This window comes from Anoxybacillus suryakundensis (assembly GCF_001418025.1).
Taxonomy (GTDB): Bacteria; Bacillota; Bacilli; order Bacillales; family Anoxybacillaceae; genus Anoxybacillus; species Anoxybacillus tengchongensis.
Genome location: NZ_LIOK01000029.1, coordinates 1 through 13,073, shown reverse-complemented (window position 1 = coordinate 13,073; position 13,073 = coordinate 1). Strand labels below are relative to the sequence as shown.

7 protein-coding genes, 2 pseudogenes and 1 riboswitch are annotated in these 13,073 nt (G+C 42.2%); of the genes and pseudogenes, 8 read left to right on the top strand and 1 reads right to left on the bottom strand.

All coding sequences use genetic code 11. The features are described from left to right. Nucleotides 1-342: 342 nt before the first annotated feature. The 8 genes and pseudogenes from ASC42_RS13075 to ASC42_RS13040 all read left to right on the top strand — a co-directional run bounded on the left by ASC42_RS13075 (nucleotide 343) and on the right by ASC42_RS13040 (nucleotide 12,234). Nucleotides 343-1,359 (top strand): ABC transporter substrate-binding protein, encoded by a 1,017-nt coding sequence (locus ASC42_RS13075; RefSeq protein ID WP_055442069.1) that lies wholly within the window; start codon nucleotides 343-345, stop codon nucleotides 1,357-1,359. A 12-nt stretch (nucleotides 1,360-1,371) separates the two neighbouring features. Beyond that, nucleotides 1,372-2,181, top strand: a complete 810-nt coding sequence (locus tag ASC42_RS13070; protein ID WP_020755142.1) for an ABC transporter permease — start codon at nucleotides 1,372-1,374, stop codon at nucleotides 2,179-2,181. A 13-nt stretch (nucleotides 2,182-2,194) separates the two neighbouring features. After that, nucleotides 2,195-2,989, top strand: coding sequence for an ABC transporter ATP-binding protein (locus ASC42_RS13065; RefSeq protein WP_055442068.1), 795 nt, complete (start codon nucleotides 2,195-2,197; stop codon nucleotides 2,987-2,989). A 162-nt stretch (nucleotides 2,990-3,151) separates the two neighbouring features. Then, nucleotides 3,152-3,256: riboswitch (guanidine-I (ykkC/yxkD leader) on the top strand. A 212-nt stretch (nucleotides 3,257-3,468) separates the two neighbouring features. Then, nucleotides 3,469-4,185, top strand: a complete 717-nt coding sequence (locus ASC42_RS13060) for an urea amidolyase associated protein UAAP1 (RefSeq protein WP_055442067.1) — start codon at nucleotides 3,469-3,471, stop codon at nucleotides 4,183-4,185. A gap of 37 nt (nucleotides 4,186-4,222) precedes the next feature. After that, entirely contained in the window at nucleotides 4,223-4,867 is a 645-nt protein-coding gene (locus ASC42_RS13055) for an urea amidolyase associated protein UAAP2 (protein WP_055442066.1), read from the top strand. A 30-nt stretch (nucleotides 4,868-4,897) separates the two neighbouring features. Next, nucleotides 4,898-8,539, top strand: a complete 3,642-nt coding sequence (gene uca / locus ASC42_RS13050; RefSeq protein ID WP_055442065.1) for an urea carboxylase — start codon at nucleotides 4,898-4,900, stop codon at nucleotides 8,537-8,539. Beyond that, entirely contained in the window at nucleotides 8,536-10,299 is a 1,764-nt protein-coding gene (gene atzF / locus ASC42_RS13045) for an allophanate hydrolase (protein WP_055442064.1), read from the top strand. The genes uca and atzF overlap by 4 nt, the downstream gene beginning before the upstream one ends. Before the next feature lie 585 nt (nucleotides 10,300-10,884). Further along, a pseudogene (locus tag ASC42_RS13040) lies at nucleotides 10,885-12,234 on the top strand (ISLre2 family transposase). A 292-nt stretch (nucleotides 12,235-12,526) separates the two neighbouring features. Here ASC42_RS13040 and ASC42_RS13035 read toward each other — a convergent pair. Next, nucleotides 12,527-13,073, bottom strand: a pseudogene (locus ASC42_RS13035) (IS66 family transposase); the annotation flags it as partial.

Below are 13,073 nucleotides of genomic sequence, written 5' to 3'. Positions count from 1 at the left end.
AAGCGTTTCGATGACAGGCAGTTCATCGACTTGGAGTTTCTGATACGATTGATTCACCGGTTCTTCGTCATCCCAGTCTGTGAGGGACTTTCCAAAAAGTACACCTAGTAAATAAATAATGATTTGATATTGGATCTTGATTATTTGGAGCATTTTGATTAATGATTGAGGTAACAAGCTTGTCACTCCTTTGTTTTGATTGGGTGTGGGGTTACCTCAATCGTACCAAAAACAGCAGGGGTGGCAAGCTTTTTTTGTCGAAAACCGCATAAAATCAATAAAAACTTAGGGTATGTCTTTAAAACTTTTGACAATACCAAATTGTTTATCGAGGTGAGAAAGATGAAAAGAAATTGGGGAGTAACCTATCTTTTAGCCATCATCTTGTTATTGGCAACAGCCTGTGGAAATTCGTCTACCAGCACGAAAGAGGATGGAAGTAAAAGTCAACCGATCAAAATCGGGTTTAGTGCATTGCCCAGCTGGTATTTGTGGCATTTAGTTGAAGAAAAAGGTTTTTTTAAAAAGCATGGAGTCGATGTAGAACTTGTATGGTTTCCGGTTTATGCTGATTCTCTTTCTGCATTAAATACTGGAAAAATTGATGCCAACAGCCAAGCGCTCATTGACACGATTTCTCCTATTGAAAAAGGAGTTGATTTAAAAGTTGTGTTCATTACTGATAACTCATTGGGAGGAGATGGACTAGTTGCTACTAAGGATATTAAGACCGTTGCTGACTTAAAAGGAAAGAAAGTCGGCACAGAAATTGGAACTATCGAGCACTTCTTTATGCTTACTGCTTTGAAAGAAGCTGGGTTAAGCGAATCGGATGTGAAATTCACTAATTTGACGGTTCAAGATGCTGGGAGTTCGTTTATTGCTGGCAAGCTGGATGCGGCTGGGTTGTGGGAGCCATTCTTGAGTATGGCAGTGGAAAAAGGAAAGGGGCATAAGCTGGTGACATCCGCTGATTTTCCAGGACTCATTGCCGATGTTTTTGTTGTAAGAGAGGAAATCTTAAATACTCGAAAGGAGGATATTCAAAAAATAGTAGCTGCTTGGTTTGATGCAGTGAACTATCTCTCTAACCATTATGATGAATCGATCCAGTTAATAGCTGAACAAGCTGGGATCTCTAAAGAAGAACTTGACGCTGGGATGAAGGGATTTAAGTTATTTTCGCCAGAGGAAAACATAAGGGCATTTCAAGAAGGAAATACGTATCAGTCGATTTATTATACAGCTCGAAAAAATGCAGAATTCTTAAAAGAATTAGGTTTTATTCAAGAAATACCTGATTTGGACCAATTAGTTGATCAGACATTCATCAATGAAGAAATTAGGAGAAACAAATAAGGAGCTGATTTTATGGAATGGAGACAGGAGAGAAGAAACAATTGGAGGTTGCTGAGAATCCGTGAAGATATTTCTAAACAATGGTACTTTACTGGCGTAGCGGTAGCGTTTCTAGTTTTACTGGGCGTTTGGATTGGATTAAGTTACTTTAAATTCGTTGACGAAGTCTTTCTTCCCTCTCCTTTAAGTGTCATTCAGGCGTTATTTTTATCTTTGCTTAGTGTTGAATATTGGAAGGAAATTGGAATAAGTGTGTACCGCGTGTTTATGGGATTTTTACTGTCGTGTTTATTAGGTATACCTCTTGGAATTTTGGCAGGAACATTTAAATTTGCAGAATCGTTTGTTGTACCAATTTCTGAGTTTTTCCGTTATATGCCAGCTGCTGCTTTCATTCCGTTGATCATGGTGTGGGCTGGAATTGGGGAAACAGCCAAAATTCTTGTTATTTTCATAGGATGTTTTTTCCAAGTAGTATTAATGGTGGCGGATAATGCAAACCAAGTTCACAAGGATTTGCTTTACGCTTCTTACACTCTTGGAGCCAACCGCTGGCAAGTCATTTCGAGAGTGATTATTCCTGCTATGCTTCCGCAATTAATGACGACTATGAGACTCATTATGGGATGGGCTTGGACTTATTTAGTAGTAGCGGAACTCGTAGCTGCCAATAGTGGTCTGGGATATACCATTATGAAAGCACAACGTTTTTTGGATACCAATTCCATATTTGTTGGCATTATTGTAATTGGACTGTTAGGGTTAATCATTGATCGTTGCTTTGCAATTATCAATAAAAAGTTATTTCCTTGGGTTGAATGAAGGGGGAATTTAAATGCTGAGCGCAGTAAAGAATGATTATTTAACGCAAGAATCAAAAATTGAAATCGAAATTCAGAATCTATCGAAAATATACAAAACAAAAAACGGCTCATTTCAGGCGTTAGAAAATGTGTCTCTATATGTAAAAAACGAAGAATTTGTATCCATCCTTGGTCCTTCAGGATGTGGAAAATCAACGATTTTAAGGATATTGGCTGGTTTAGAAGAACATACTTCGGGAAGTGTGAAAGTCTCGGGAGAAGAGGTGAGAGGACCTAGCAGAAAACGAGGAATGGTATTCCAATCGTATACCCTTTTTCCTTGGCTGACAGTAAGAGAAAATATTGAATTTGGGCTCAAGCTGAAAGGGATGAAGGAAAAAGAGAGGAGAGAAATTTCTGATCGTTATTTAGAACTGGTGGGATTAGAAAAGTTTGCTAACTCATATAGTAAGGAATTGTCTGGGGGAATGAAGCAACGTGTGGCGATCGCTCGGGCCTTAGCCAATCAACCTGAAGTGTTGTTAATGGATGAGCCTTTTGGAGCTTTAGACGCGCAAACAAAGCAATCCATGCAAAAATTATTGCTAGATATATGGAAAAAAGAGAAGACAACTATTGTATTCATTACACATGATATCGATGAGGCCCTCTTTCTTTCGCAACGGATTTATGTCATGGAGGCAAGGCCGGGGAGAATTGTCGAAGAGATTGATGCAGATTTGCAATTATTCAAAGATGGAGAACTCGTAGACGTAGAACGATTTATGAAAATGAAAAAGCACATCATTTCTCTATTACATCATTAATTTTTAAAAACGTCTGCGAGTAAGCTTTGAGCGATGCCCGAGCATGGGAAATAAATACGACTCATGCCCTGGTGGGGGTTCTCACAGAACACGTCCATGAGATGCTTTCTCCTCCATTATTAAAGACAGCGTCTTGTGGATTAGGTTCAAAGAAAAATGAATAACAAAGTTTTCTAGGGTTCCGCAGATTAATTAGTATTTGGTCTGGTTCGAGGGAAAACGCACAGTGAGAAACTGTGTACACGGAGGGATAAAAGCCCGGGAGGTGTCAGTGAAGACAATTTTTGTCTCGTTGTTGCCTCCTTTTGATTTTCTAACTCAGTAAAGGAGTAGTGGCCGCGAAGTGTACCTATGGACTGTTAGATATCAACAAAACTGAAAGAACATGTTATGGATTTTGTCGAAAAATATTTTTTGGCACCCCTAAGAGGCCAAGAAACCTTGATATATCAACATTTTTAAAGGGAGGTTTATCGATCATGAAACAATACTGGTCTAAATTGTTAGTTCCTGGAGGAAAGTGGTCTGGAGTGATTGGAAAGGGGAAATGTATTCGTTTTACGGCTCTCGATCAAGGAGCAAATGTTTCATTATTGCTGTATAACGCAAAGGATAAGTTTGAACGTTATAACATGCCGGATACACTAAAGGCCCAGCATACGTTTTACTTGACGAAGGGGAATGTACTGTTGAGTGACAACGGACGGGTGTTGGTTAGTATTATCGAGGATAGTGTTGGTTGGCATGATACTGTTTCAGGTTATACCACTCGAGAAATGACAGATGCCAAATATGGAGTGACCACCTATCAACAATTACGAAATGACTGGCTTCGCAGCGGAGAAGAAAATTTTGCGATGGAACTAGTTCGAAATGGATTGGGACTGAGAGATTTAGTTCCTGTTGTTAATCTTTTCTCAAAAGTGTATTGCGACCATCGGGGAGATATGCATTTTATCGTTGATCATTGCCAAAAAGGAGATACGGTCACATTGCGAACAGAAATGGATGTATTGCTTATACTTTCTAATACGCCCAATCCGTTAGATCCAAGAACTTCTTATCCTTCTGTACCTGTAAAGATGGAAGTATATGACGCTGAGACTGTAAAGCAGGACGATTATTGTCTTAACTTTTGCCCAGAAAATCGGCGAGCGTTTGAAAATACATTGGAGTATTACCAATTAATGAGTTGATGTTATACAAAAAATCATTAAGGGAGGAAAGGAAACAATGTTAAATCAAGTAGAAAGTCCTCGAAAAGTAGAAAATGCCGTATATAACACAATTGTTCCGGCTGGAACAGGGTGGATGCGTGAATTGCTTCCAGGTCAAGTGCTTCGGATCGTTGATTTAGAAGGAAATCAAGCGGTTGATACGCTATTTTTTGATTCGGAAAATCCGGAAGATCATTACAGTGCTGTAGCGACAATTACCGCTCAGAAAAACATTTATCTAACAACGGGATCTATATTACGTTCAGAGTCTGGAAAGGAATTGCTAAAAATCGTTGCTGATACATGTGGGAGACACGATACGCTAGGTGGGGCTTGCTCTGCTCAGAGCAATACGGTGCGTTATTCTCATGACACCTTATTTATGCATAACTGCCGTGATACATTTATGCTTCTTTTGGCTCAACATGGCGGAAACTATACCAAAAGAGACTTGGCGCCAAATGTGAACTTTTTTATGAATGTTCCTGTTACGCCGGAGGGGAATTTGGAATTTGCGGATGGAATTTCTGGTTCGGGACGGTATGTTGAACTGCTTGCTTTGCGCCGGACTATGGTATTGATAAGCAATTGTCCGCAATTAAACAATCCATGTAATGCTTATAATCCTACACCGATCCAGTTGCTAATTTGGAACAAATAAAAAATTATAAGAGAAAATGGGGGGATATGGATGTTTAAAAAAGTTCTCATTGCCAATCGTGGGGCTATCGCTGTTCGGATTGAGCGTACGTTGCGCAAGCTTGGTATTCCATCGGTGGCTGTATATACAAAAGCAGATCAAGACAGCCTCCATGTTGAATATGCTGACGAGGCCGTCCTCATCGGGGACGGTCCTCCAAAAGACAGCTATTTAAATGCCGATCTTATTTTAAAAACAGCAATAGAAACAGGAGCCGATGCCATTCATCCTGGATACGGATTTTTAAGTGAAAATGCAGAGTTTGCTCGTGCTTGCCAGCAACAAGGCATTACGTTTATCGGACCTAATCCAGAGCAAATCGAAATGTTCGGATTGAAACATTCAGCCCGTGAAATTGCCAAAAAAGCAGGAATCCCCCTGCTTTCGGGGACAGATCTCATTACAGAGGTTGAGGAAGCATTGCGTCAGGCGGATGCGATTGGCTATCCTGTTATTTTAAAAAGTACAGCTGGTGGCGGAGGCATTGGGATGCGCCTTTGCGAAAATGAAGATGATTTGCGCTCTGCCTTTGAAGCAGTGCGCCATCTTGCTGAAGTAAATTTTAAAGATAACGGCGTTTTTTTAGAAAAGTATATAAGAACAGCACGACATATTGAAGTTCAAATATTTGGAAATCGTTTTGGAGAGGTCGTGGCATTAGGTGAACGAGATTGTTCAATTCAGCGACGAAACCAAAAAGTGATTGAGGAGAGCCCTGCACCTAATTTGCCAGAGCAGGTAAGAAAAGAGATGTTAGAAGCAGCTGAACGTCTCGCGGCGGATGTCAATTATCGGAATGCCGGTACCGTTGAGTTTCTTTATGATCCTCAAACAGAAGAATTTTACTTTTTAGAAGTCAATACTCGCCTTCAAGTAGAACATGGGGTTACGGAAGAAGTATTAGGCATTGATTTAGTTGAATGGATGATTCTTGAAGCTGCTGATGAGTTGCGCCATTTGCCATCGTTAGTAAAACAACCTCAAGGGCATAGCATTCAAGTCCGTTTATATGCAGAAGATTGTTTCCATCAATTTCGTCCAAGCGCTGGCCAGATTGATCAAGTAATTTTTTCAGAAAAAGCGCGTGTTGAAACGTGGGTTAGAGACGGAGTGACGATCACAACACTTTATGACCCAATGGTAGCAAAAATCATTTCCCATGGAAAAAATAGAGATGAGGCTCTCAAAAAGTTGATTCAAGCATTAGAAGAGACACGATTATACGGAATTGCTACAAATCTTTCATATGTCAAGGCGGTTTTGAATGACAAAGAATTTCAAAAAGGCCATGTGTATACACGATATTTACATGATTTTTCTCATGTAGAACATGCATTAGAAGTATTGGACGGAGGAATGCAAACAACTGTCCAAGACTGGCCTGGGCGAATTGGCTACTGGAATGTCGGGGTGCCTCCATCTGGACCGATGGATTCGCTTTCGTTTCGTATTGGAAATAAATTGCTTGGCAACGATGAGGGAGCACCTGGTTTAGAGCTAACATTACGTGGAGGTTCATACCGCTTTCGAGATGATATATGGTTTTGCATTACTGGAGCGGATATGAAAGCAACGCTTGATGGCGTTCCTATTCCGATGTATAAGCCGATTTTAGCGAAAAGATGGCAAGTGCTTCAGTTTGGAGAAGCTGAGAAAGGAATGCGCACGTATTTGCTTGTTCGTGGAGGATTTGATATGCCTCGCATTCTAGGAAGTTCTTCTACATTTACACTTGGGGGATTCGGTGGGCATGGAGGACGTGCTTTGCGAACGGGAGATGTTCTTTCAGTTCGTACCGATTATAAATATCCACTCCATATAGAAGAACTTCCTGTCACAGCTAGACCAGCTTTTTCAAACACATGGACGATCGGTGTAATCCCAGGACCGCACTGTACAGAAGAATTTTTACATCCAGATTATCTTAAACAATTGACAGAAACAAAATGGGAAGTTCATTTTAACAGCTCACGTACAGGAGTTCGCCTTATTGGTCCTGCTCCTCAGTGGGCGCGCGAAGATGGAGGGGATGCCGGGCTCCATCCTTCGAATATTCACGACAATCCGTATGCAATCGGTACGCTTGATTTAACAGGAGACATGCCGATTCTTCTTGGACCCGACGGACCTAGCCTTGGGGGGTTTGTTTGCCCTGTGACAACAGCATCAGCTGAGTTATGGAAAATTGGGCAATTACGACCGAGCGATACGGTATGCTTTCAATTAATGACCCTTGATGAAGCAGAGACATTGCGAAAAGAAATGGAACATTATTTTCAGATGGTTGGAAATCATCAGGAAAGAGATACGATTACTGTTCCTGAATTACCAAAACAACGTGTGGACATTTCTTCAAATTATCCATTGCTTGCTTACGAAGAAAAGAACAGAAGGTTTCCAATTACGATCCGCTGTTGTGGGGATGAAAATTTGCTGATAGAGTATGGTGGACTGGAATTGAATGTTCTTTATCGTTTTCAAGTCCATGTGCTTATGCAAGCAATTCAGGAGAGTGGAAAGATTCCTTTTATTGATCTTACTCCTGGTATTCGATCGTTGCAAATTCATATCGATCCATCGCGAATATCAGTTAAAGAGGCGTGTCAATATGTTTTAGAATTGGATCGCACTTTGCCGCCTTTGGAATCGATTGAAGTGCCGTCACGAATTGTTCGTCTGCCGCTTTCTTGGGATGATCCAGCGGTAAGATTAGCAATAGAGCGTTATCAACAAAATGTTCGCCCGGATGCACCATGGTGTCCTAGCAATTTAGAATTTATTCGGAGAGTGAACGGTCTAGAGAGTATTGAAGATGTGAAACATATCGTATTTGCGGCCAACTATCTCGTTTTAGGGCTAGGAGATGTATATTTAGGTGCACCTGTAGCCATTCCGATTGATCCGCGGCATTGGCTTGTCACTACGAAATACAATCCAGCGCGGACATGGACCCCAGAAAATGCTGTAGGGATTGGTGGAACATATTTATGTGTATATGGTATGGAAGGCCCTGGGGGGTATCAACTTCTTGGGCGAACAGTACAAATGTGGAATAAGTTTCGTTCAACAAAAAATTTCGAATATGGAAAACATTGGCTTCTGCGCTTTTTTGATCAAATTCAGTTTTATCCGGTAGAGGCAGATGAACTTTTGCGTATTAGGGAAGATTTTTTGCGCGGTCGATTTGAAGTAGAAACGATTGAAACAACTTTTCGTTTGAAAGAATATCTTGATTTTCTTGAATCGATCAAAGACAGCGCCAAACGGTTCCGTGATCGGCAACAACAAGCGTTTTCTGAGGAGCGGGAACGTTGGAAAAAACTTGGTCTCGCAGAATGCGTGCAAGAACATCATACAAAACCAGCAGATCATGAAGTCGACCTTCCAGACGGAGCAGTAGCCGTACGCAGCTCGATGCAGGGAAGTGTATGGAAAGTGTTGGTTTCTTCTGGACAGTATGTTCGCAAAGGAGATGTATTGATTATCGAGGAAAGCATGAAAATGGAATGTCCTCAAGTATCTCCTTGTAATGGATACATTGCTTCTGTCCACGTTCGTTCAGGTGAAGAAGTGCAAGCAGGGCAGATCATTGTCAGCATTTTTGAAGAAGATGCGGAGGTGCCAATGGCATGAGTATTCCACGTTTATTGACAATTGGATGGTTGCGCCAGATGTATGAAAAAGGGGAGATTACGCCGAAAGAGGTGATTGATGCAATTATTCAACGAGCTCAAAAAGAATCAAATATGAATATTTGGATTACACCGCCTTCACTTGATTGGATAGAACCATTTTTGGATCAATTGAAATATAAAGATTTTAAGACGTCCCCTCTATGGGGAGTCCCTTTTGCCATTAAGGATAATATTGATTTGGCAGGAATTCCTACGACAGCCGGTTGTCCTGATTATGCTTACGTTCCTCCAGAGCATGCGTCAGTAGTTCAGAGACTGATTGATGCTGGGGCCATTCCGGTCGGCAAAACGAATTTGGATCAGTTTGCAACAGGACTTGTTGGGGTAAGAAGCCCTTATGGAGAAACTCATAACGCCTTTCGTCCAGAGTTAATAAGCGGTGGATCTAGTTCAGGTTCTGCTGTCGCTGTGGCCCGGGGACATGCCGCTTTTGCGCTCGGGACAGATACAGCTGGATCAGGGCGCGTGCCGGCTGCGTTAAATCGCCTTATTGGATTTAAGCCCAGCTGCGGAGCATGGCCGGTAAGAGGAGTAGTTCCTGCATGCGCTAGTCTTGATTGCGTAACGGTATTTGCTCATCATTTAGATGATATGTTACTAGTCGATTCGGTTGTAAGAGGGATAGATGAAAAAGATCCGTGGTCTAAGGAGATTCCATCTCCTGTGTTACAGCTTCCAAGCAAAATCTATCTACCACAAGGGACGCTTGACTTTTTCGGGCCATTTGCCAATGAATATAAGCATGCATGGGAGCGTGCTGTCATAAAATTGCAAACATTAGGGGTTCCTGTGGAATATATCGATATTCAGCCGTTTGCTAAAGCAGCTTCTTTGCTTTATGATGGTCCATTTGTTGCCGAACGTTGGGCTGATTTAGGGCCATTTATTGAGTCGCATCCGCAGTCTACATTCCCGGTGACAGAGCAAGTTTTGCGTTCCGGTTCGTCTTCTTATGATGCGGCATCGGTATTTCGAGCTTTGCACCAATTGCAGTCCATTAAATTAGACGTTCACAAACAGTTACAAAATGCTGTGTTCGTACTACCGACTTGTGGTGGAACATGGACGCGCGATCAAGTAAGAGAGGAACCGATTCGTACGAATAGCGATATGGGGCGTTATACCAATCATTGTAATTTATTAGATTTGTGTGCTGTTGCTGTACCTGCTGGCGATGCAGCCCTTGATCTCCCATTTGGAGTTACATTTTTTGCCCTCTCCGGACAAGAAGGGCTGATTTGCAGTGTTACCAATTTATTTTTATACGGCAACCAAGCACAGTTGCAATCGATTTTTTCTAAAGAGAACAAAGAAACAACATTAATTGCTGTTTGTGGTTTGCATATGAGAGGGTTTCCGTTGGAACAAGTAATGCACGAACATGGCGCGCGTTTTGTTTGTGAAGCGAGAACGGCAGCTAAATATCAACTCTTTCGTCTTCCGACTCAGCCGGCCAAACCGGGACTCATCAAAAAGCGAGAGGGAGGAAGTGCTATTCAATTAGAAATATGGGAAATGCCGATCGATCGATTTGGCGCTTTTGTGGCCTCTATTCCATCTCCGCTTAGCATAGGAAAAGTAGAGTTGGAAGACGGTTCTGAAGTGCCCGGTTTTATATGTGAGCCATATATTGTTGAAGAAGCTGAAGACATTACAACATTCGGGGGATGGAAAGGAATTGTCCATGAACAGGTATAATGCATCATTCAATCTGTCCGAAGAGACAGGATACTGAAGAAAGTTTTAATGAGGATGGTTGTCTGGACAAAGGCGAAGAAAGTTGATTCATCAATGGATGATGGAAGACGTTTCTCTCATCATCATCGCCTATGACATGGTATTAGTATTGCATGTACCATGTTGCCTCTGGACTTTAAACCAAAAAACACCGGTCCTTGTGATTAACTATACTATAATGATTAGAGGATATTATGTTCAGTATAAGAACATATATCCTCTTTTTTCATACATAATAGACCTATTATTTAGATGTTGAAAATATGGTCTATTATGTATAAAATAGGTAAAACATAATTTTTGTTTTTTAAAGAGGAAGGGGACATAGCCCACAGCGGGAGGGGTAGCGAGGTCTTTCGACCGAGCGTAAAAAAGAAAAGACTTTAGGTGGTATGAGTAAAATGTTTGTGGGAGAAAAGAAGACAGGTTCCTGATTTGGTATAATCAGGAACCCGTCCGATATGTAAGCAAAATAGATGAAAAACGGGCTCTCCTCCTGTAAGGTAGTAAGTGCGAAAAAAACAACCAAAGAAAGGAGTGGAGCCCATGCAGGATTATATCACAGATGGAGTCACATGGAAAGACATTGAACAGTTATTGTTTCGGCATATGCAAAAAGAATATGGTAAACTGCTTCAACAGGTGTTGGAGGACATCGATCACACATTAGCGGAAAAACGAGATAAAAAACGATACGCGCTCAAAGATAAGCGGGTGATATGGATGTAGACGATGTTTGGGGAATTGGAAGTCAAGCGGAACTATTACTTCGATCGGGAAAAACAGGGGTATGTCTGTTTGTTGGATGCTTTTCTTCAGTTTGATGGGGCACATGGAGTCAGTCCGTTGCTAGAAGAAACAGCGATTCATCTGGCAGTGACAGGTTCATCGTATCGACAAGCTGCTCAGTCCTTAGAAAAACTGGTGGGATATGCGTGCATGAGCCACGAAACAATTCGTCAGTTGATTGTCGAGGCTGAAGTCGTTGGACACCGCAAGATGGAGAAAAAAGGTCGGGTGTTTTTCATTGAAGCGGACGGGTTGTACGTCAAACGGCAACGAAGCCGCATGAAAGGAAAAAAAGAGAAAATCGTGACGATTCACCAAGGATGGGAGAAAAAACGGCAAACGGGTTTCTTTGGTGAACCGACGCTACTATGTTCATCAAACGAATGAGCCAATCTGGGAAGCTATCGAGAGCTTCTTAGTGAAAGAATATGGGTATGATCCACTAGAAGATTGGGTCGTCATCAATGGAGATGATGCCCCATGGATCACGGGTTGTCGTGAACATTTCGGAGATAGAGGGTACTTTCAGCTCGATCGGTTCCATGTGGCGAGAGAGATTCGGCAATTGTTCCGAGGTCATGCGAGATATCGGGCGATTCGAAAAACATTCGCGTCATGGGATGAAGAGGGAGTGTTGCGAGAACTCACAAGTGCCATCGGTACGCTAGAACATGAGGAGAAGGAAAAGCAACTCGAGGCGCTTGTTCGTCGAATCGAGGAGATGCCAGGATGTTTGCGTGACTATCGCGTATGGCTGAAGGAAAAAGGGATCGACACGACAAACATGAGGGCGATGGGCAGTGCGGAAGGAACGATGCATGTGTTTGCGAAGCGAAGCAAAAATGGTCGAAGTTGGAAGGACGCAGGGATTGAAGCGATGTTGCGAGCAATCGCCGCGATAAAAGATACGTTACTTATTCGGACACGCGATGGAGTGATGTGTTGCGTGGAAGAACGAGAAGAAACGAAACGAGAAGAGATCGTGAAAAAGGCACTGAAGCGCGTGCAAACGCAAATGGCAGAAGTGGTACGACATCATATCTCATACCTTTGCAATCTTCAGGGACACCGATTTACGAGGTATTGCAAGCATTGAAAGGTTTTTAAAAACACAGATATAGGCACATACCTACAGGATAAGAGCAGATAAAAGTGCTTACATGAAACAAGTCCATAAAACCATATATAACCAATAAAATCGGTCGAGAAAAAAATCTCCCACAAACTCTTGACTCAAACCTTTAGGTGGTGAAGGTCTATGAGGGTGCAAGAGGTTCTTTTAGAGAATAACAACAGGAGATACATATTGGTGGATGAGGAAGGATTGTAACTATTCACCCCGATAGTAGTATGTAGAGAAGCGCAACACAAATAGGACATCCCCTTGATTGAAAATGCCCTAAGTGGTAGAAAGAATACGATTGAGCGTGTCGCCTGTCAACAGAAGACATAACGAATCCCACACGTTTTTTTCGTGTTTCGCGAGTGTGGAAACGATGCTTCTTGTGATGCAAAACGACTGGGCGAATGTTTCTTCGCGAAACGTACCCGAAATGTTCTCTTTCACTTTGACCATGCGAAGATCGCGTTCGGCTTGGTTGTTGTCAAAGGGAACATGCACTTCACGTAAGAAACGCAGCGCTTCTTCCTTTCGTTTCTGAAGCCGTCGAACAAAAGCGAGTGCTTTTTTCGGAAGAGGCGTCATCGTTTCTAATCGGTGCTGTGCTTTCGCTAGGATGCGATCATACACTCGTTCCCATCGTTTCGCTTCTTCTTCGGAAAGCGCACCGTGATGAGCTTCGACGGCCTGTTTGGCGGCTAAAAGAAACGTCGTCATGCGCGATGCCCATGTATGCCCTTGTTCGATGAAGCCTTTTCACTCACGCAAATGATGGGCGTGACAAAGGGCATGGGTGGCTTGCGTGTATTTTGGATACGTACCGAAC

Coding starts and splice junctions, on each gene's coding strand:
- ASC42_RS13075 (WP_055442069.1), top strand. CDS start 343: ATGAAAAGAAATTGGGGAGTAACCTATCTTTTAGCCATCATCTTGTTA.
- ASC42_RS13070 (WP_020755142.1), top strand. CDS start 1,372: ATGGAATGGAGACAGGAGAGAAGAAACAATTGGAGGTTGCTGAGAATC.
- ASC42_RS13065 (WP_055442068.1), top strand. CDS start 2,195: ATGCTGAGCGCAGTAAAGAATGATTATTTAACGCAAGAATCAAAAATT.
- ASC42_RS13060 (WP_055442067.1), top strand. CDS start 3,469: ATGAAACAATACTGGTCTAAATTGTTAGTTCCTGGAGGAAAGTGGTCT.
- ASC42_RS13055 (WP_055442066.1), top strand. CDS start 4,223: ATGTTAAATCAAGTAGAAAGTCCTCGAAAAGTAGAAAATGCCGTATAT.
- uca (WP_055442065.1), top strand. CDS start 4,898: ATGTTTAAAAAAGTTCTCATTGCCAATCGTGGGGCTATCGCTGTTCGG.
- atzF (WP_055442064.1), top strand. CDS start 8,536: ATGAGTATTCCACGTTTATTGACAATTGGATGGTTGCGCCAGATGTAT.